22 protein-coding genes are annotated in these 20680 nt (G+C 52.7%); 18 read left to right on the top strand and 4 right to left on the bottom strand.

What is annotated here, in order from left to right; genetic code table 11:
- Positions 1–134: 134 nt before the first annotated feature.
- On the bottom strand, positions 135–1028 hold the full coding sequence (locus NSU18_RS03955; RefSeq protein WP_341021806.1) for a LysR family transcriptional regulator: 894 nt from the start codon (positions 1026–1028) through the stop codon (positions 135–137).
- 158 nt (positions 1029–1186) lie between these two features.
- Here NSU18_RS03955 and NSU18_RS03950 point away from each other — a divergent pair, with 158 nt between their 5' ends.
- The 10 genes from NSU18_RS03950 (at position 1187) to NSU18_RS03905 (ending at position 9204) form a co-directional block, all read left to right on the top strand.
- Positions 1187–1981, top strand: coding sequence for an SDR family oxidoreductase (locus NSU18_RS03950; RefSeq protein WP_341148292.1), 795 nt, complete (start codon positions 1187–1189; stop codon positions 1979–1981).
- A 480-nt stretch (positions 1982–2461) separates the two neighbouring features.
- The gene (locus NSU18_RS03945; RefSeq protein WP_341148291.1) at positions 2462–3169 is read left to right on the top strand and encodes a response regulator transcription factor; all 708 of its coding nucleotides are present in this window, start codon (positions 2462–2464) and stop codon (positions 3167–3169) included.
- Entirely contained in the window at positions 3147–4571 is a 1425-nt protein-coding gene (locus NSU18_RS03940) for a sensor histidine kinase (RefSeq protein ID WP_341148290.1), read from the top strand. Before NSU18_RS03945 ends, NSU18_RS03940 begins: the two co-directional genes overlap by 23 nt.
- Before the next feature lie 98 nt (positions 4572–4669).
- The gene (locus NSU18_RS03935; RefSeq protein WP_341148289.1) at positions 4670–5743 is read left to right on the top strand and encodes a hypothetical protein; all 1074 of its coding nucleotides are present in this window, start codon (positions 4670–4672) and stop codon (positions 5741–5743) included.
- 117 nt (positions 5744–5860) lie between these two features.
- Entirely contained in the window at positions 5861–6205 is a 345-nt protein-coding gene (locus NSU18_RS03930) for a YojF family protein (protein ID WP_341021811.1), read from the top strand.
- A 37-nt stretch (positions 6206–6242) separates the two neighbouring features.
- Positions 6243–6944 carry a bacillithiol biosynthesis deacetylase BshB2 gene (bshB2, locus tag NSU18_RS03925; RefSeq protein ID WP_341150980.1) on the top strand — a complete coding sequence of 234 codons (702 nt, stop codon included), beginning with the start codon at positions 6243–6245 and terminating at the stop codon, positions 6942–6944.
- A 16-nt stretch (positions 6945–6960) separates the two neighbouring features.
- Complete coding sequence (locus NSU18_RS03920; RefSeq protein WP_341021812.1) at positions 6961–7503, top strand: GNAT family N-acetyltransferase; 543 nt, start codon at positions 6961–6963, stop codon at positions 7501–7503.
- 51 nt (positions 7504–7554) lie between these two features.
- Positions 7555–7863 carry a hypothetical protein gene (locus NSU18_RS03915; RefSeq protein ID WP_341021813.1) on the top strand — a complete coding sequence of 103 codons (309 nt, stop codon included), beginning with the start codon at positions 7555–7557 and terminating at the stop codon, positions 7861–7863.
- A 14-nt stretch (positions 7864–7877) separates the two neighbouring features.
- Positions 7878–8564 carry a bacillithiol biosynthesis deacetylase BshB2 gene (gene bshB2, locus NSU18_RS03910; RefSeq protein WP_341148288.1) on the top strand — a complete coding sequence of 229 codons (687 nt, stop codon included), beginning with the start codon at positions 7878–7880 and terminating at the stop codon, positions 8562–8564.
- Positions 8565–8592: 28 nt separating this feature from the next.
- Positions 8593–9204, top strand: coding sequence for a sugar O-acetyltransferase (locus NSU18_RS03905; protein WP_341148287.1), 612 nt, complete (start codon positions 8593–8595; stop codon positions 9202–9204).
- A 36-nt stretch (positions 9205–9240) separates the two neighbouring features.
- On the opposite strand, the gene NSU18_RS03900 is transcribed toward NSU18_RS03905, so the two are convergent.
- From NSU18_RS03900 to NSU18_RS03890, 3 genes are read right to left on the bottom strand one after another with little or no spacing between them, the layout of a single operon-like run.
- Positions 9241–9909, bottom strand: a complete 669-nt coding sequence (locus NSU18_RS03900; protein WP_341021816.1) for a LutC/YkgG family protein — start codon at positions 9907–9909, stop codon at positions 9241–9243.
- 1 nt (position 9910) lies between these two features.
- Positions 9911–11335, bottom strand: a complete 1425-nt coding sequence (locus NSU18_RS03895; protein ID WP_341021817.1) for a LutB/LldF family L-lactate oxidation iron-sulfur protein — start codon at positions 11333–11335, stop codon at positions 9911–9913.
- Position 11336: 1 nt separating this feature from the next.
- Positions 11337–12080, bottom strand: coding sequence for a (Fe-S)-binding protein (locus NSU18_RS03890; protein WP_341021819.1), 744 nt, complete (start codon positions 12078–12080; stop codon positions 11337–11339).
- Positions 12081–12248: 168 nt separating this feature from the next.
- Between NSU18_RS03890 and aldA the strand changes: the two genes are divergently transcribed.
- The 8 genes from aldA (at position 12249) to rd (ending at position 20671) form a co-directional block, all read left to right on the top strand.
- Positions 12249–13694 (top strand): aldehyde dehydrogenase, encoded by a 1446-nt coding sequence (aldA, locus tag NSU18_RS03885; protein ID WP_341148286.1) that lies wholly within the window; start codon positions 12249–12251, stop codon positions 13692–13694.
- A 463-nt stretch (positions 13695–14157) separates the two neighbouring features.
- Positions 14158–14769, top strand: a complete 612-nt coding sequence (locus NSU18_RS03880; protein WP_341148285.1) for a DUF2239 family protein — start codon at positions 14158–14160, stop codon at positions 14767–14769.
- A 17-nt stretch (positions 14770–14786) separates the two neighbouring features.
- Positions 14787–15677 carry an alpha/beta fold hydrolase gene (locus tag NSU18_RS03875; protein ID WP_341148284.1) on the top strand — a complete coding sequence of 297 codons (891 nt, stop codon included), beginning with the start codon at positions 14787–14789 and terminating at the stop codon, positions 15675–15677.
- Between the two features lie 89 nt (positions 15678–15766).
- Complete coding sequence (locus tag NSU18_RS03870; protein WP_036693854.1) at positions 15767–16141, top strand: BlaI/MecI/CopY family transcriptional regulator; 375 nt, start codon at positions 15767–15769, stop codon at positions 16139–16141.
- A gap of 3 nt (positions 16142–16144) precedes the next feature.
- Complete coding sequence (locus NSU18_RS03865) at positions 16145–17587, top strand: M56 family metallopeptidase (protein WP_341150979.1); 1443 nt, start codon at positions 16145–16147, stop codon at positions 17585–17587.
- A 402-nt stretch (positions 17588–17989) separates the two neighbouring features.
- Positions 17990–19228, top strand: coding sequence for an FprA family A-type flavoprotein (locus NSU18_RS03860; protein ID WP_341148283.1), 1239 nt, complete (start codon positions 17990–17992; stop codon positions 19226–19228).
- 16 nt (positions 19229–19244) lie between these two features.
- Positions 19245–20456 (top strand): NAD(P)/FAD-dependent oxidoreductase, encoded by a 1212-nt coding sequence (locus tag NSU18_RS03855; protein ID WP_341021827.1) that lies wholly within the window; start codon positions 19245–19247, stop codon positions 20454–20456.
- 32 nt (positions 20457–20488) lie between these two features.
- On the top strand, positions 20489–20671 hold the full coding sequence (rd, locus tag NSU18_RS03850) for a rubredoxin (RefSeq protein WP_036693846.1): 183 nt from the start codon (positions 20489–20491) through the stop codon (positions 20669–20671).
- Positions 20672–20680 lie beyond the last annotated feature (9 nt).

Genomic DNA, 20680 nt, shown 5'->3' with positions numbered 1-20680 from the left:
TGAAATACAATAGAATCTCATTTTAAGGTCAGCTATGCGTTTTCTATTGCAGAAAATACAATTAGCTACTTGAATTTAAGAGGAAAAGTCGGTAAAGGGGCAGGATAAGACTACTATTAGTTCGATGTTCATTCTCACAGGTTTAAAACAGGTACATGACTACTCTGCTGAACATACTCCAGGAACCTTCTGGAGGCGGGGGACAGATAATGGTCCTTGCGCCATTGCAGGCCAACCTCCCATTCCCAACCCGGTTCCTGGATGGGAATCCAGACCAGACCGTCAAGCATCAGTCCCAGCGTCTGCGGAAGCACGGAGACGCCGAGCCCGGCTTTGATGAAGCCGGCCACAGTAATCAGATCCTCAGCATAATAGGTTGAGGACAGCTCAAAATTAGTATTTTGGAAGAGGGAGGTGATGGTGTGCTTGAGTCCGCAATTCGTCTTCAGTCCTACAAACGGCTCACCCGACAGCTCGAACAGACTCAGCGAGGAACGCGCTGCGAACCGGTGGGAACTGGAGACCACAATATAAATCGGCAATCTGCGAAACACCATCCATTCCTTATTCTCCGCCGTAGTCTCTTTGGACGTAATCAGCATATCTGAGGTCCCGTTATCCAGCGCTTCGTCAATGTCCCCGTGATTCCCCTGATACAGATCGAACCGCACCTTCGGATGGTCTGCCTGATAGTCTCTGATGAGCGATGGGATCAGGTCCACGCCAAGAATATTCAGATAAGACAGATGAACGGTTCCGCTCTCCGCATTGGACGACTCCTCAATCTCCCGCACCCCATTCCTGATATTGCGCAGCGCTTCTTCGACCCGTGAACTGAACATAACCCCATAGCGGTTCAACTGGACATTGCGGCCCTTACGCTCAAATAAAGGAACCCCCAGCTCACTTTCCAGTTTGGAAATTGCATGGCTCAGGGCAGGCTGCGTAATTCGCAGCGCTTTGGATGCAGAGGTCATATGCTCAAGCCGGGCTACGGTCAGAAAATACTCCAATTGTGTGAGCTCCATGCAGACAGCCTCCTTATATATTACTATTATTAATGAATTTAATGAAAATAATAAATTAGACGCTCATATTAATCAAGTCTAATATATACATATAGACCTCAGGACGGCTCGACTTCCAGCCTAACCTGAGGAATCCTTAATGAAAAGAGGCTGTAACGATGGCTATAACTTATGCAAGTCCGCTGACAGAATACGAAGGTAAAAGAATCCTGGTAACAGGCGGTACCAAGGGAATGGGACAGGCAATCGCTGCCCGGTTCACAGCGGCAGGAGCTGAAGTTATGACTACTGCCCGGACACTTCCGAAGGAAGGGCCCGCTTCGGATTTGTTCGTCCAGGCCGATCTGTCCACGCCTGAAGGCGTGGAGCGAGTCATTGCAGCAGTCAAGGCCCGGTTCGGGCGGCTCGACATTCTGGTGAATAACGCTGGCGGCAGCTCAACACCAGCTGGAGGATTTCTCGCAGCATCCGATGAACACTGGATGGATGCGCTGAATCTGAACCTGCTGGCAGCTGTGCGGCTGGACCGGGGACTGATCCCGCTCATGCTGGAGCAGGGCAAGGGAGTCATCATCCATATCTCTTCCATTCAAAGAGTGCTGCCGCTGATCGAATCGACCATCCCCTATGCAGCCGCCAAAGCTGCGTTAAGCAGTTACAGCAAGAGCTTATCCAAAGAATTCTCTCCGAAGGGCATCCGGGTGAACCGGGTCGCGCCGGGCTTCATTCAAACCGAAGCAACCGGGGACTTTTTGAAGAGTATTGCGGAGGTGACCGGCAGTGTAGAAAGTGCGCTGCAGTCGGTAATGGACGCGCTGGGCGGCATACCCATCGGACGCCCCGGCTTCCCTGAGGAGGTGGGCGAGCTGGTGGCCTTCCTCGCTTCTGACCGCGCAGCATCCATAACGGGTGCCGAGTACGTGATTGACGGTGGAACTGTACCTACGGTGTAAGGTGAAGCTAACCCTCACCTGCAAGCTCTGACTAAGCAATCCCCTACTTGATAGAACAGTCGGTTCAGCTATTTATTGGCTGTACAGCTGTTCTTTTTTTGTATTATTCAGTCTATTATTTTCTTGAAATTGTTGAGGATTATTGGAACTGTAAGAGGTTTTACAAACGAAAAGCAAAAAGAAGCGGAGGGGAAATTTGGAACTGGAGGAGCGGTAGCGTCCGCCTAAAAGCTTTCCGAAGGAAAGCTCGCATCGGAAGCATAAGCTTGTGTTTGGATTTCAACCGCGCACAGCGGTCTAATAGAAGAAATCTGGAGTCAACAGCGGCCGGAAGTCCAAATGTTCACCGCAGCGACGACCAAGCTTTAAGTTGTAATAATTCTTTATCTTTTCTTTAGATTTGGTTTAGACTGGATTAAGAATGGCAGGCTATAGTTACAAAGAGCGCGGCTTGCATGACAAGATAGAGGGGGATTCACCATGTATACCATTCTCATAGCCGATGACGAATCGGAGATTGTTGAGCTTCTGCAGCTGTATCTGGAGAAGGAATATACGATTTTGACCGCGGGGAACGGAATTGAAGCGCTCCAGCGGATGCAGAATAACAAGATTGACCTGGCGATCCTGGACATTATGATGCCGGGGATGGACGGGCTGCAGCTGCTGAAGCGGATTCGGGAGCATGAGCATTTCCCTGTGCTGTTCCTGTCCGCCAAGAGCCAGTATCATGATAAAATCCTGGGGCTGGAGCTTGGAGCGGACGACTATATCGCTAAGCCTTTTAATCCGCTGGAGATTGTGGCGCGTGCCGGGGCCATGCTGCGGCGGGTGCATCAGTTCGATGCTAAGGCACCGGAGGAGGAGAAGCGCAGTGAGCAGATTGTTCTTGGAAGGCTGACGCTGGACCGGAGCACCTGTCAGGTTGAGGTGGCCGGGGAGGCCGTCGCTCTGACTTCGACCGAATACAAGATCCTGGAGCTGCTGATGCAGCAGCCGGGACGTGTTTTTACACGCAAGAAGATCTATGAGACTGTCTGGGAAGATTTCTACGTCTACGAGGACAACAGCATAATGGTGCATATCAGCAACATCCGCGACAAGATCGAACGAGATTCCAAGAGACCGGAATACCTGAAGACGATCAGGGGATTGGGGTACAAAATTGAAGCACCCGTGGAAAAGTAGAGATAACCGTCCGCTGCAGACGTCGCTGACCATCGACTTCCTGCTGTTCAACTGTATGCTGCTTATGCTGGTGTTAGTGGTCTATCTATTCGTCCAAAAGGATATTGCCCAGGTCATCCGGGAGCAAATGAAGCCAGACCCCAATCTCTCTGTGGAGGCCGGAGCGTACCAGGAGGAGCTGGGCCAAGGGCCGGAGAGTGAGCGTCTGCTGAAGAGCGGTGGCTGGCTGGAGCTGCTGGATTCCGGCAAGCGGGTGATTCAGGTCATTGGTGAGAAGCAGGATGATATTCAAGCTTATGACGAGGACATGCTGTATATCGGACTGGAGAACCGCAGCGACCAGCCTTTTTACTATTCTATTACGAGTGTTACGGAGCAGGACAGCGGGGCAGCCTGGATGTTGCTTAAGATTCCCCGCGATGTAATCAATATCTCCATTAACAACGAGTTTCTGGTCTCCTATCTGAATCATTCGGTGTTCTTTTATGTATTCCTGGTCAGCGGTTTGATTCTGCTGCTGATTTTTGTGTACAGCTATTGGGTCTCCAGACGGATCAAGAAGCCGCTGCGGGTGCTGAATCTGGGCTTGAACCGTATGATGGAAGGGCATTACAACACGCGGATTGCCCTGTATGCAGAGACCGAGTTCCTGCGGATCGGCCACAGCTTCAACTATATGGCTGATGTGATTGAGAAGACGACTGAGGAGAAGCGCCTGGCCGAGAAAAGCAAGCAGCGGCTGATGGTCGATCTGTCGCATGACCTGAAGACCCCTATTACCAGCATCCAGGGGTATGCGCAGGCGCTTGTCGAAGGACGCGTTACTGACCCGGAGCGGCAGACGAAATATTTGAATTACATCTACACCAAGTCCGTGCAGGTCACGAAGCTCATTACGCATATGCTGGATCTGCTTAAGCTGGACTCACCGGATTTCATCCTGCGGATAGAGCGGCTAGAGCTGGGCGATCATCTGCGGGAGATGATTGCCGACACCTACGGCGAGTTTGAGCAAAAAGACTTCGAGCTTCACCTGCAGGTGCCCGAAGAAGAGGTCTATGCCCGTTATGATCCCGAGCTGTTCGCCAGTGTCATTAATAATCTGATCGGCAATGCGCTGGCCTATAATCCCGAAGGGACGCGCATCCGGGTATCCGTGATTCCCGAGGATACGCAGATCAGGATCGAGATTGCAGACAATGGCGTCGGCATTCCGAGGGAGCTGTGGGACACGATTTTTGATCCGTTTGTGCGGGGAGATGAGGCGCGGACGACGGCCAGCGGAGGAACCGGACTGGGCTTGTCCATCGCCAAGAAGAACGTGGAGAAGATGGAGGGTTCACTGCTGCTGGAGAGCAGGGAAGGGGAGCCGACGGTGTTTGTGATCCGTATCCCGAAATAGAGGAAATAATTAACTTCTTGTCGAATGTACTGATCTGGAAGATTCCGGCACCTTGCCGGGACACCTAACTTACATCGGGGGAAGGAATTAGAACATCTATGAAAAAACTTGCATTACTGCTCACCACTCTGCTGCTTGCGCTCGGACTGGTCTATCCGGGAGGCGCCGGACAGGCAGCGGCCGCAACCGCACCGGCGTACACGGAGATTGCTACGTTTGTCGAAGGCAACCTGCTTATTTCGCCAGTCAAATCTGTGCTTGTAAATGGCTCTGCCTATGTACCGGTTAAGCTGGCCGGGCAGATTCCGGGTTTCACTGTGGCTTCAGATGCTAATGGCGTAACTATCACAGGCAGTAAAGGAAGCACCAAGCTGAAGAAGGATAACTCTATTTTGTACAAAAGCTCCAATTACGTAGCCTTCAAAACCCTGCTGAAGCTCGGCGCGATCGACGGCAAATACGCCTCCAGCGCCATAGCGTTGTTCGTCTGGAGTACAGAGGATGGCAAGAATAAGAGCAACAGTATGCTCTACGCGATCAGCAAGCTGCCTGGAACGATGGGGACTGCGCTAGGTAAAAAGGTATACTTATATGGACATCCGGGCAGCCACTGGGTGAAAAGTGTACAGTACGTTGATGACAACAACCAGAACTTTGTGATGCAAAATGAGGCCGGAACCGAATGGGTCCTGGATTTGAATGATTTTGTGGACAATACCATGTATTATAGTGAGAATATCGATTATCTGAAGTATTACTATAATGGACAAACGGTGTGGACCCGGAACGCCAAGATTAGCGATAGTCCGTTCAAAAACTTTGAAAAAGCGACTATCGCTAACTTCCGCTCCAATCCTGTAAACGGGAATTTAGAGATGATCATCCGCCGGGCCAACGGGCAGGAGATTCCGGTGGAGATTGATCCAACTGCGGGTGATTATGGTGATTACGTCGAAGACATCTTATATTTCAAGAATCCGCAAACGACCTTCAAGATCAGCGATAAAATGTGGAATTCCATCCGTGAAGAGCGGGCGGTCAGCGGCATGACGATCACCGAGCTTCTGCTCTCCTGGGGAGATCCGGACGAGGTTTATGATGGTTATGTAGTGTACGGACGCCAATACGTCTATTTCCTTAATGATAAGGTTTTCTCTATAGTTGATCTTTAATTATCAGCGTCACCGGGCTTGCTTAAGGAATTCTTCGGGTTCCTTGGGCAGGCTCTTTTTTTCATGTATAATGAATGCACTGGAACCAGCTATTCTTTTACACTATAGGAGGGCCTTATGCAACTCATTCAACCCCAGGCGATTCAGACCCGCATCGACCAATTCGTCGGCGAGGATCTATATATCCATCTTGAGCTCACAACAGGAGCTTATGCCAGTCATATCGACAGCACACGTCCCCCAGGCTCGGCGTTCATCAGCAATGCAGTGATCCGTTACACGAACGGCTCTATCTCAGGCACAGGACCTTACCGGGTTGGCCTGAAGACAGAGCAAGGCTGGATTTACGCCGAAGGACTTACCCATGTAGATGAGCACGATAAGGAGCGGCTGATTCTGGCCGGCCATGACAGTCAGGGCAAGCTGATTGTGGCGTTGCAGCTTAGCCGGACCCCTTTTTAAACAAAATGGAGGAACAACTAGCGTGAATAATAAATCTATGAACCATGCAAGAATTCTGGTTGTGCTTCCCCATCCCGACGATGAGGCTTACTTCGTATCCGGGACACTGGCGATGTATATCGCAGCAGGTGCAGAGGTGACCTATGCCTGTCTGACACTGGGAGAGATGGGCCGGAACATGGGCGTTCCGCTCCTTGCAAACCGCACGACCCTGCCGGCTATCCGCCAAGCGGAGCTCGAAGCTTCCTGTAAGGCCATTGGGATTCAAGACCTGAGGATGCTGGGCTTCCATGACAAAATGATTGAGTTCGAAGACCCGGCACTCCTGGATCACCGGATTGCATCGCTCGTGAAGGAGCTTACCCCGTCGCTGGTTATTACGTTCTACCCTGGTTATAGCGTGCACCCGGATCACGATGCTACTGGTGCTGCGGTTATCCGTACCATTGCCCGGCTGCCCGCTGCGGAACGTCCGGTTGTACATAGTGTCGCCTTCTCGAACGGCCATCAGCAGCGGATTGGAGCAGCCGATGTAGTCACCGATGTGACTCCTTTTATCACGGTCAAAATCAACTCCATTCTGGCGCACCGCACCCAGTTCCAGCCGGAGAAAGTGCTTGGCGGCCTTAAACCCACCGATCCGGTAATCTGCGGCAAGTACGGTACGGAACGCTTTTGGACCTACCGGTTCCCGGAATGCAAGGAACAGCCGGAGGAAGCGGTACTGTGCAGCAATTAAGAATGGAGGGGTAGAAATGACAGAAGAGCGGGTATATATCCGCTTCCCCGGGCCTGAAGATGCCGCTGAGCTGTTGGGGATGTATTTGCGTAACCGTGAGTTTTTTGAAGAGCATTCGCCGGAGATCTGCGGGGATTTCTATACAGAGGAGTACCAGCGGGACAAGCTTACGCAGTATGAAGAGTTCAGGGCAGCAGATGAGAGATACGACTTCCTGGTCATTCACAAGGCTGACCGCCGGATCATCGGCAGTGTCAGTCTGTCTTTTGTGGTGAGGGGACCGCTGCAGAGCTGTATGATCGGGTACAGTCTGGACAAGGAATATAATGGTAAAGGCTATATGACGGAGGCGGTGAAACAGGTCGTGCGCTATGCCTTCGAGGAGCTGAAGTTCCACCGGATTACAGGGGAAGCTTCACCGGATAATCCCGGTTCTATCCGTGTACTGGAGAATGCAGGCTTCCATAAGGAAGGCATTGCCCGGCTGAATGTGAAGATCCGCGGCGTGTGGAAGGACCACCAGATTCTTGCCATCATCAACCCGGCGGATATTAGTTAACGGATTTAACGCACGGATTAGCTTAAATATTAACATTGTGGAGGATCACCGATGAGCCAGCGTTTACGAATTACCCGTTCCATGCAGGAAGAGAATGCAGAGCAGGCACTAACCCTGGAGGAATGCAAGCAATATTTTGCCGGTAAATCCGGCTTCAGTTATTCACAGGTCTACACTGTGCAAGGTGCAGAGAGCACGATGTCGATCGAAGGGGATTTTTTCATGTGGAGTCATGAGGGTGCGGAGTACCCGTTCCGGCTGTACATGGGCGAGCTGTACGTGGCCTTGTCCATGGAGGCGATTGTGCCTGTGATTCTTGAGATTGCCACGGACCTGCGGGCCGATGTGGTTGAGGGGTAGGGAGGAATGAACCTATGAACAATACACAGACTACAGAACATAAGCGCATACTGGTGGTGTTTCCGCATCCTGACGATGAGGCTTTTGGAGCGGCTGGCACTATTGCGAAGTATATTCAGCAAGGCGCCGAAGTAACCTATGCCTGCCTGACGCTAGGCGAAATGGGACGCAATATGGGGATTCCGCCGTTTGCCAACCGGGTGACGCTGCCGGAGATCCGCAAGGAAGAGCTGCGGGCGTCCTGCCGGGCTATCGGCATACAAGACTTAAGAATGCTGGGCTTCCACGATAAAATGATTGAATTCGAGGATCAGCAGCTGCTGGATCAGACACTGCTGGCGCTGATCCATGAGCTGGCTCCTACGCTTGTGATTACCTTCTATCCCGGCTACAGCGTACACCCGGATCACGATGCTACAGGAGCAGCCGTTATCCGGGCAGTCCGGCAGCTGCCGCCTGCAGAGCGGCCGGTGGTTCACTGTGGCGCATTCGCCATCGGCCATGAGAAGCACATCGGCCTCCCGGATGTGCATGTCGATGTCACCGCATTCCTGGACAAGAAGATGGCCTCTATCCAGGCACACCGTTCGCAATTCCAGGCGGCGGAGCTTGTCGGCAATCAGGTGCTGACGGCCGAGGAGATTCAGCTCCGCTTCGGACGGGAAGTCTTCTGGACCTACCCCATGAACACACAACACTAAGAGAAGGCAGGAATACCTTATGAATCCTATGAATCAGAAAGACAGAATGCTCGCAGGCTTGCCCTATAAAGCATGGCTGGACGGATTAACCGAAGAACGGACAGCCGCGAGGCTACTGGTTCACCAGCTGAATTCACTCTCTCCCGACGCACACGAGGAGAGAGACGGGCTGATCCGCAAGCTTTTGGGCAAGACAGGGGAGCTTGTGCATATTGAGACTCCCTTCCGCTGCGATTATGGATCGAATATCACTGTAGGGAATAATTTCTATGCTAATTTCAACTGTACGATTCTCGATGTAGGCAAGGTGGTCATTGGCGAGAATGTCATGTTCGCTCCGAATGTATCACTCTATACAGCAGGCCATCCCGTCCATCCCGATTCCAGGAATTCAGGCTATGAATACGGAATTGCCATCACCATCGGCAACAATGTGTGGATCGGCGGCAATGTTATTGTGAATCCAGGTGTAACTATCGGGAATAACGTGGTCATCGGTGCGGGCAGTGTAGTGACTAAGGATATCCCTGATAATGTCATCGCCGTAGGCAGTCCGTGCCGGATTATCCGCGAGATCACGGAAGAAGACCGGAAATATTACTATAAGGATCGGGAATTTGACGTTACGGACTATTTGTAGAACGGGTTAGGCCGTCCTTAAGGGACAGGCTTCATTTCAAATCAGCACATAAGCGGCCCTCAGCGGCCCGTGTACCCCGACCACCAGCTTCATTTCAATATCCGCGGAATTAGAGGGACCGGAGATGAAATTAATCGATGAGCCCATCGGTTCCCCGGCCTGGATTCTCCGGTTAAATGCTGCGGCCGCATCCGTAGAGCGAAGCACCAGCTTCTCGCGTTCAATCACCGCAATATAATGCGCAGGCAGGAAATGGAGCGAACGTCCCTGATCGGGGCGGCTCTCCACCACAACCGTTCCCGATTCCGCAAGTGCATAGTCGGCGAAGACAATAGCTGTATTCGCCGATTCGGCACGCCTGGTATTCTCCGCCCGTCCCGCCGCTTCCTCCCATACGGCAGCCTCCGGGAAGACCAGCCCGTACTCCTTGAACCGGGAATCACCGGAAGTCATCACGTTCCCGCCGCCATTAGCCTCTATCAGATCATCTAACGTTCTCTGCAAAAGCTCCCGCGTCGTTTCAATCACCTGCGTGTGAATGAAGAAGCATTGCTCTTTAAGCATCTCTACAAGATCCTCTTGGGTAAGAGGGCCATAGCTGTCAGGAATCAATTCCCGGATCGCAGGACGCTGAACCTCTGACTTCCGTGCCCGTCCCAGCTTGGCGGCAATGGTATTCAGAAAAACCTCCTTATTCATGTTCATATTACTCTGAACCTCCTTTGCGCTTCTCCAGCCATGCCCGGAAGCTGTCCTGCGGCTTGACGGGCTGGTTCAGGTCGCGTGAACCAATCCACCCCTGAATGATGGCCGGTCCCCGTACAATACGTCCATGCTTGCTCATGATCCGGCTGGCCGAATGGGCGAGTCTGAGAGTTTTGCCGAATAGGGCAGGGGAGGAGAGCAGCTTAGCGGCGGCCTTCATCTGGAATCGGTCGGCAGCGCCGGTTCGCTTCTGCTTCACAATATTCTGGCGGTGCATCACAAGCTGCTCATGCAGCGGGATTTTTACTGGACATACATCTGTACACGCCCCGCAGAGACTGGAGGCATACGGCAGCTCCTTATAGTCGTCATAACCGCCAAGCAGCGGCGTAATGACCGCACCAATCGGACCCGGGTAGATGGAACCGTAAGCATGGCCGCCGATATGACGGTAGACCGGACAGACATTCAAGCAGGCGCCGCAGCGGATACATTGCAAGGCTTCGCCAAATTCACTCCCCAGAATATCGGAACGGCCGTTATCGACGACCACCAGATGGAATTCCTCTGGTCCGTCGGTCTCTCCCGCCGCTGAGGGACCCATGACCGTGATATAGCTGGTCAGCTTCTGGCCGACCGCACTGCGGCAGAGCAGATTATCCAGGATTTCCATTTCCTCAATCGACGGTACAATCCGTTCCATGCCCATCACTGCGATATGCGTTTTGGGAATCGCGGCGGTGAGGTCGCCGTTCCCCTCATTCGTGACGAGATTTATTGCGCCCAGGTTGGCAATGGCAAAATTACAGCCCGTAATCCCAACCTCCGCATCCAGGAACTTCTGGCGCAGGACGCTGCGGGCGAACCCGGCCAACATCTCCGGCGTCTCATCGCCGGTGTATCCGAGCTTCTCCGCGAAGACGCGCCTGATCTGCTCCCGGTCTTTATGCAGAGCGGGGGCTACGATATGGGAGGGAGGGTCCCAGTCATCCATCTGCAGAATGTATTCTCCGAGATCCGTCTCAATCAGCTCACAGCCGGCTTCGAGCAGCACATGGTTCAGTTCAATCTCCTCAGTAACCATGGACTTGGATTTGACGACCCGGGTCGCCTGCTTGCGTTCAATGACATCCCGTATATAACTGCTGGCCTCTTCCTTGGTTGCGGCAAAATAGATATGTCCACCCTGCCGCTCAACATTATCCGCAAGCTGCTCCAGATAAAAGTCCAGGTTTGCCAGCGTATGCTGACGGATCAGCTGGCCCACCGTCCGCCACTTCTCCCAATCTCCAAGTGCGGTAGCAGCGGTCAGCCGCCGGGTCTTAAGGCTGTCTTGTGCGGACCCCACGGCACTGCGCATAAAGGAATCCCCAAGGCCCTCCGCGGTCCGTTCGCTGAAGCTGCGTGAATCCGTTTGCAGGCTCAAGTCAGTTTCCCCCTTTCTGATTGGCAGGCGTATGCTGGTTGAGCACCTCTGCAATATGCATGACGCGTACCGGCTCACCCTTGCGGGACAGGCGCCCCCCGATGTTCATCAGGCAGCCCATATCTGCACTGATCAGGATATCCGCTCCGGTATCCAGTACACAGCCGCATTTCTCATCGGCCATCTGCCCGGAGATTTCAGGCATCTTCACCGCAAAAGTGCCGCCGAACCCGCAGCAGTTGTCGCTGTTTTTAAGCGGCTCAAGCTTAAGTCCCTTCACCTGCTCCAGCAGCTGGAAGGGCGTTTCCTTCTCGCCCAGCAGCCTTGTCATGTGGCAGGAGCGGTGGTAGGTTGCCGTTCCTTCGAGCGTGGCACCTATATCGGTGACCCCCAGCACTTTTACAATGAACTGGGTGAGTTCATATGATTTTGCTTTTAACGCAACCGCTTTCAATTCCCAGTCCGGGTCCCCGCTGAAGATCTTCGGATACTCATGAAACATAGCGATACAGGAGCCGGAGGGCCCTACGACATAATCCGAAGCCTCGAAGGCCAGCATCATGTTCTGCATAGCAAGCTTAGATTCCTGAAGATAACCGCTGTTATATGTGGGCTGTCCGCAGCAGACCTGTGAAGCCGGGTAATCAATCTCGCAGCCAAGCCGCTCCAGGACCTCTACCATGGCAATACCAGCAGCCGGAGCCATAAGATCTACAAGACAAGTGGAAAAAATACTGACACGCACTCCCATCCCTCCCATCAATGAAAACCTATACTCACAGCTTAACTCAACAAGTCAATGAAAAACAACACAAAAACAAATAAAAAATGTGAAACTTATTGACAATAAATATTGATAGCGTTTACACTATGGGTGGGCTAATGGAATAATCTACCTTGAGGGGGAGAAACAGTGACCAAGCATTTGATGTATATCAACGGCCAATTTACGGAATCCGAAGGCAAAGAGTGGATGGAAGTGACCAATCCGGCAACCGATGAAGTCATCTCACAGGTTCCCAAGGCAACCAGGAATGATGTTATACGCGCCATTGATGCAGCGGAGCAAGCACAGGCTGAGTGGGAGGAGACTCCTGCGGTAGAGCGCGGCAAGTATTTGCATGCAATTGCTGACGGCATCCGGGCAGAGGCGGACAGCATCGCCAGGCTGATCTCGGAGGAAGTCGGCAAGACACTGGAATTATCGACCGTAGAGGTTCATTTTACTGCGGATTATTTGGATTATATGGCGGAATGGGCACGGCGTTATGAGGGGGAGATCGTGCAGAGTGACCGTGATAATGAGCATATTTTTGTATTCAAAAGAGCGATCGGCGTCACCACGGGCATTCTGCCCTGGAACTTCCCGTTCTTCCTGATCGCCAGAAAAATGGCCCCGGCGCTCATCACCGGCAACACGATTGTCGTGAAGCCCAGCGCGGAATCTCCGAACAATGCCATGGCGTTCAGCCGGATTGTGGATCAGGCCGGATTGCCTAAGGGGGTATTTAACCTTATTACAGGCAGAGGTGCGGAAGTGGGCAACGAGCTGTCCAGTAATGCCAAGGTAGGCATGGTTAGTCTTACAGGCAGCGTACCGGCAGGGCAGAAGGTGATGGAGGCGGCAGCTGAGAATATCATCAAGGTCAGCCTGGAGCTGGGCGGCAAAGCGCCTGCTATCGTCATGAAGGATGCCGATCTGGAGCTGGCGGTTCAGGCGATTGTCGCTTCCCGGGTCATTAATACAGGCCAGGTCTGTAACTGTGCGGAGCGTGTCTATGTCCATGAAGACATCAAGGAGGAGTTCACCACGCGGCTGGTTGAAGCGATGAAGGCCGTGAAGTATGGAGACCCGCTCAAGGACACGGACATCCAGATGGGACCGCTCATTAACAAGGCCGCGCAGGAATCGGTACAGCAGAAGGTGGACCGTGCCGTTCAGGAAGGGGCTAAGATCGCTCTGGGCGGTAAAAAAGTTGAAGGAACCGGCAGCTTCTTCGAGCCGACAGTGATCATAGACGCTACGAATGAGATGGAGATTGTGCAGGAGGAGATTTTCGGTCCGGTCATTCCCGTCATTTCGTTCTCAACCCTGGACGAGGCGATTGCCCTCGCCAATGACAGTGAGTTCGGCTTAACCTCATCGCTATATACGCAGAATCTCAATGTCGCCATGAAAGTCATCAAGCGGCTGAAATACGGGGAGACGTACATCAACCGCGAGAATTTCGAGGCGATGCAGGGCTTCCATGCAGGCTGGAGAAAATCCGGCATCGGCGGCGCTGACGGCAAGCACGGCTTGAACGAGTACCTCCAGACGCAGGTCATCTACCTGCAATATGATAAATCGGTGAACTGAATACGCAGCGATGGTTTGCTGCTTTGGTGAGGCGGCCCTTGTTTGGGGCCGTTTTTTCTGTTGTTTCTCGTAGAGGCAGGTGCGAGGGGCGGGGGCAGATGTAGGCGGAAAACCGATTACATTCGGCGCGGTGGAGGCGTGTAGGCGAAATGTAATCGAAAAACCGATTACATTCGGTGTGGCGAAGGCGTGTAGGCAAAATGTAATCGAAAAACCGATTACATTCGGTGTGGCGAAGGCGTGTAGGCAAAATGTAATCGAAAAACCGATTACATTCGGCGCGGTGGAGGCGTGTGGACCAAATGTAATCGAAAAACCGACTATATTAGACAGGCGCGGAGGTTAGAGGAGGAGCTGTAGCGGAAAACCGAACACATTAAGCAGAATTATACCCGGGCAATATTGCATTTATATTTTTACCCGGGTATAATTAGGCCAAATAGAAGGGAGGTCAACATATAACATGAGTACGATTAATGAACAGACGAATACTTACTGCACAGCATTTTTGGGAGTGGAGATCGCTGCCAGCGGTGCCTTACAGCACGTGGTTACGGTGGTGAAGAGTAAGCTGAGTGACAGCGAGCTGGCCCGGGTGCTTATCTTTGACGATTCCACGGGGAAGCCGATAGATGTAGATTATCACGGGGAAATAGATGAGGTGCTTACGCGGTTAGCTGAGCCTTCAGAAGAGTCAGCTGCTACAGAAGTGAATCCCCAGAACACGCGCCGGGCCGGACGGCCCAAGCTGGGGGTCGTATCCGGTGAGGTTACTTTATTGCCAAGGCAGTGGGAATGGCTCAAAGCCCAGCCTGGAGGGGCATCCGTAACCCTGCGCAAGCTGGTTGATGACGCCCGGCGCAGCGGAGAACAGCAGGGCACCATCCGCAAGTCACAAGAAGCAGCTTATGCCTTTATGACAGCTATGGCCGGGGATTTCAACCATTACGAAGAAGCTCTGCGTGCGCTGTATGCCGGTGATTCGGAGCGTTTTGACCAATACACTCAGGACTGGGCACCTGACATCCGCAGCCATGTGAAGCAGTTAGCTGCAGATGCATTACAGAAGAATTGAAGGAGAACAAACCACTTATGAACATTATACAAACGAACAACATTGAGCTGGCGTATGACAGCTTTGGCAATGAGAATGACGAGGCCATCATCTTGATTGCCGGACTTGGCACCCAGATGATCCGCTGGACAGTTCCATTCTGTGAACAACTGGCAGCGCGGGGCTTCCGGGTGGTCCGTTTTGACAATCGGGACACGGGCTGCTCGACACATTACAGCCATTACCCGGCAATGGATTTCAGTGCCTTGGCGGCTGCGCTCATGTCGGGCCAACGGCCGGACATACCTTACACGCTCGATGACATGGCCGGTGACGTGATCGGACTGCTCGACGCCCTGGGAATTGACAAGGCACATGTCGTTGGCCGGTCCATGGGCGGAATGATCGCCCAGCTTGTTGCCAGTAAGTACCCTGAGCGGGTCCTGTCGCTCACCTCTATCATGTCTACGTCCGGGAATCCTTCCCTTTCACAGGCTTCTCCGGAGGTGATGGGGATGATGACAACTCCGGGGCCGAATCCGTTTGAGAATGAGGCAGGATTTGTGGCGCACAGCATGGCTTTTGCCAAGCGCATTGCCGGCACCGGCTATCCATTTGAAGAAGCAGCTTACCGGGCACTCATTGCGGAGGAAGTCCGGCGGGCCTACGATCCAGGCAGCGTGGGACGGCAGATTGCCGCGATTGCGGTCTCCGGTGACCGCCGTCCGCTACTGGCAGCCATACAAGTCCCTGCCCTTGTCATTCATGGCATGGACGATCCCCTGTTCGTTCCGGCGTGCGGGGAGGACACTGCTTCCTCTATCCCGGGCGCTAAGCTGATGCTCGTTGAAGGCATGGGACATGACCTGCCGCACCAGTTGTATCAGCAGATTATAGATGCTATTGAGCGGGCAGCTCATCGCAGTTGACTAATCACTACATTCTGTAGTAGATTATAACTACTACGTAGTGTAGTAATAATGTTATGGACGCATAACAGACATACGAGGTGTTCACGGTGAACAAGATTCAAAAGCTATCGGATACAGAATTAGAGTTAATGGAAGCCATTTGGGCGAGTACGCCGCCAGTTACTTCAACGGAGCTGCTGAACCAGTTCGCGCATAAGGGTAGGGATTGGAAGGCGCAGACGATATCTACCTTTTTGTCACGGTTAGTGGATAAGGGGTTTCTGACGGCTACCCGGCATGGGCGGCTCAACAAATATGTGCCCGGCATTTCGCCTGAGGACTATAAGCTGGTGGAGACTCAGCATGTCCTGGATGGGCTGTATCAGGGTTCGGTCAAGAATCTGATCTCTGCCATGTATGATGGCGACAAGCTGTCGGACCAGGATATTGATGAGCTGAAGCAATGGTTCTCGGAAAAATAGGTGATGATCATGAACACTCTTCTGAATCTTCTGATTTCACTAACCGTTGCCGGAAGTGTAGTAACTATCAGTATATACGCACTGAAGAGGTTATCGACCGGACATTTCCCGGCCCGATGGCGTTACGGACTCATTAAGCTGGCCTTAATCTTTTATTTGTTCCCTATAGCTCTTATAATGCCGTGGCTATCAGAGCACTTCATCGCGCCGGGTGCAGCCACAAGTGTACAGAATCTCCAGAGTTGGAAGCCCGAAAATATAACAGATTCACCCCAGCCTGCAACATTAACTTTAACAACAAGTACCGCCTATGTCCTGTTAGGAATTTGGGCATCGGGAGCTATCACTTTTGCCGCCTGGCAAGGGTATGCTTACCGCAGGTTTACCAGAGTACTTAAGCGTAACCGGACCATGGTACCGGAGAATAGTGAGACAGCCATGATGCTGAGGAGCATCAAGGAGGAGCTTGGCCTCACCTGTAGCGTGAAGCTCGCCTACAGTCCTGTCACACGCAGTCCTTTTCTGGCAGGACTATGGAGACCGGCGGTCTATCTGCCTGTAGACAGCCATGCCAATCTGGATATGGAGATGGTGCTGCGCCATGAGCTGGTTCATCTGAAGCGGAAGGATCTGTGGATCAAGGCTGCATTGCTATTCGTCCGTACCTTGCATTGGTATAATCCGCTGGTTCATAAGGTACGTCATGAGCTTCATACCTGGAGCGAGCTGACCTGTGACCAGGAGGTGGTGCAGGAGATGTCTCATGCCGACCGTAAGCGTTACGGCGGGACGATACTGAATGTCATGGCAGGGCCAGCCAGTCAACCCGGAGCGTTCTACGCCTCATTATCCGGTGACGGTAAACAATTACAAAGGAGATTAACCCATATGCTTAACGTCAAAAAACTAAACAGACAAACCCTCTTCCTATCGGTTACCGCAGTACTGTTAATTGCAGGGATCGGTACCTCTACGGCGGCATTGGCCTCTAAGATGACACCACAAGTGGTCGCCGACACGGAGTATACTTCTTCCGATAATGCCGCCTCCGAACTTGCAGCTTCTAAAGTGCCCGAAGGTAAAATAACCGAGCCTGCCAAAGTATCTGGCACCCGGTCAGCCGAGAGCAGCACTATCCCCGTCCAGGAATATAAAGCAGGACAACTCGTTGCCGGGCCTGCTGAATCTGCTGATTCTGTAACAGTTCCCGCTGAAGTGGCTCCCGGAGCTGCTCAAGCAGACATCACTGCACAGCCGCTGCCTGAGCTTGTACCAGCCCCGGCTGAAAGTGCTCCCGTAACTGTGCCAAAAGCAAACGCCACCCAATCTGATTCCGGGCTTGCCCCGGCACCAGTCCCTGACCAGAAAGAGGCTATTGCAGAGGCGCCTCCCGAGCTGGTGCCGGCTCCTGCAATCGTTGAGGATATTCCAGCACCTTCTAAGTAATCATCCGGCATTCAACCTGCTGGTATATAATCACAGCCAGGGGCAGCTTCCCATGTGGGGGGCTGTCCCTGATTTTTTTACGAACAAAGGCAGGCAAAAATAATTGGATAAACGTCATCTATTGCGGCGGAAATCCTCGCAAGCAGTCTTAGGATAAATAAGTGTTGAAAATCCAACTGCTGCCCCAAGCAGTTGCTCCAATCCACTGAAATTAGACTTTTCCTCCCCGCCTGTGACCACACGCACCACATCTTCTGTGAAGTAGGCTACATTTAGAGTATGCCAAATGAAAGGTTTCACAAACTTCCGAAATTTGATTTGAATCCTCCTTTTTAAGCGGCTGGCGTAATAGAATGAGGTTGCTGATAAGGATTATCAATCAAATATTGGAGGCTACCACTAATGAGTACACAAACCAGACAAATCGCCGAAGGCATCCACTGGGTAGGCAAAATAGACAACCGTGAAGTTCCGTTCCACCGCCTGATTCTCGCCAAGGGCACCACCTATAACTCCTATCTTCTCAAAACCGGCAAGCCGACCGTAATCGATACCGTGGATATGGAATTCGGCCGCGAATATGCCGAGTGTCTCGCCGGAATGATTGATCTTATGGATATTCATTACATTGTCATTAACCATACCGAGCCTGACCACTCCGGAGGACTGGCGGCACTGGCAGCGCAGGCCTTGAATGCTACGATTGTCTGCACCGAGATCGCAGTGCCGGAGCTGCAGGAGATGTATAAGCTGCATAGCCGCAACTTCCTGGTGGTGAAGGACGGGGACACACTGGATATCGGCGGCAAAACCCTGCTGTTCAAAGAAACGCCGTACCTCCACACCGCAGAGACGATGATTACGTACTGTGTGGAAGACCAGATCCTGTTCCCTTGCGATATTTTCAGTACGCATGTGGCTGCCGAGCATCTGTTCAGCGATGAAGCAGGCTTCGATATCACGGAAGATTACAAAGGCTATTATGCAGCGATTATCCACCCGCACAGAAGATATGTAAGAACGCTGCTGGAAGCGGTGAAGGATCTGCAGATCCGCATGATTGCGCCCTCCCACGGGTTCCTGATCCGCGAGGACATTCCTAAGTTCATCGGGCTGTACGCCACCATGAGCCGGGAGACCACCCAGGGCAAGAAGGCTGTCATTGTCTATACCACCATCAAGAACAGCACGAAGAAGATGGCCGCGATCATTGAGAATTGCCTGAAGGAGAACAATATTGAGACAGAAGTCTGGAACGCAGATAAAAGCAGCACCGCAGACATCCTGCGCAGCATCGAATCGGCAGACGCCGTCTTCATCGGCAGCTCCACGAAGTATGCGGACATGATCGGGAACCTGGAGGAAGTGCTGAAGGGCATGCAGGAGATGAACCTGGAAGGCAAGCTTGCTACGGCATTTGGCTCTTACGGCTGGAGCGGAGAAGCCATCGAGGTCATTCAGGATTACCTGAACGGAACGAACATGACTATACAGAGCACCTCCGATGTGATCAAAACCACCGGTATGACCCATGTAGAATTCCCTGTCCGGGTGAGATTCTCCCCAAGAGAGCCTGAGAAGGTCCAGAAGATTAAGCATGCAACCGAATTTGTCTCGGATCTGCTGCTCAGTTCAATCTAGGGAGGAGGAAGCGAACATGTCGAAGCATTACGTAATCGTTGGGGGCGGTGTAACCGCCGTCCATGCTGCCAAAGCGATCCGCGATCAGGACGCGGACTCGGAAATCTCGATTATCGGGGAAGAGAGCGGCCTGCCGTATAACCGGATCAAGCTGACCAAAGGCCTGTTCACCGACCTGCACAGCGAGAAGGTTCTGATCAAGAAGGAGAAATGGTACCGTGATAACCGCATCACCGTGCAGTCGTCCACCCGCATCGTGTCTATCCATCCGGAGCGCCAGACGGTAGAGACAGAGAGCGGCCAGTGTGTGGAATACCATAAGCTGCTGCTCTGCATGGGGGCGAAGAACCGCGCATTAACCATCCAGGGTGCCGGACTTGCCAACGTACACACCATCCGGGAGCTGGCTGACGCAGACCGGCTGAAGGACAGTCTTAAGGAAGGCAGCCGCGTAACCGTCATTGGCGGAGGGGTGCAGGGGATTGAGACCGCCTGGGCGCTTCACGAGGCAGGGTATAAGGTGACCGTGGTTGAATATGCACCTGCCCTGATGGGCAGACAGCTCGACAGCTACTCTTCCAAGCATCTGCAAGAAACCCTTGAACATTCAGGGGTGAAGGTGATTCTTCAAGCGGGTGTGGCTTCCATCGAGGGGACAGAGGTTGTCACCGGGGTTACGCTGAATGACGGCACGAGCTTCCCGTGTGACCATGTGGTCTACTCGATTGGGATTGTTCCGAATACTGCTCTGGTTGACGGCTCGGTGATTGAGGTCCGCAGCGGCATCATTGTGGATGAACATCTGCAGACGAGTGCTCCGAATATCTATGCAGCCGGGGACGTTGCAGAGTTCGGCGGGCTGGTGGAAGGCCTGTGGGGCGGAGCAATGGAACAGGGCAAGATCGCAGGAAGCAATATGGCTGAAGCCCTGAGTGTGTACCGCAGAGCGGTTCCGGTAACCTTGTTCAATGCGTTCGGGGTGTCCTTATTCTCCATTGGCAACACCGATGAGCGGAATTGCGATGAGTCGGTATGCGGTGAAGAGAATGGAGCGTACACACGGATTTTTGTGAAGGATCATGTCATTGTCGGGGCGTTGTCCTGGCAGGGTGCTGCAGCTTCGCTGGCTTACAAGGCGGCTGTTGAGCAAGGCGTCCGGCTGAGCGGAAGTGCTGACGGCAAGAGCATCGAAGAGATTATAACTGAGGCGCAGGCTGTATTGAATTAATTCACTAACCATAAAAACAGGAGCTGATTACGATGAAAAAATATATCTGTACCCCTTGCGGCTACATCTACAACCCGGCGGTAGGCGATCCCGATGAGGATGTAGCCGCCGGCACAGCATTCGAGGATCTGCCGGAGGATTGGGTCTGCCCGGTCTGCGGAGAGGATACCAGCCACTTCGTACCTGTCGAAGAGAAGAATACAATTACCCAATAGAGGATTAAA

It is taken from the genome of Paenibacillus sp. FSL H8-0048 (assembly GCF_038002825.1).
GTDB lineage: Bacteria > Bacillota > Bacilli > Paenibacillales > Paenibacillaceae > Paenibacillus_AQ.
The sequence above is the reverse complement of the archived record's forward strand: the minus strand, read 5'-3'. Positions and strand labels throughout refer to the sequence as shown.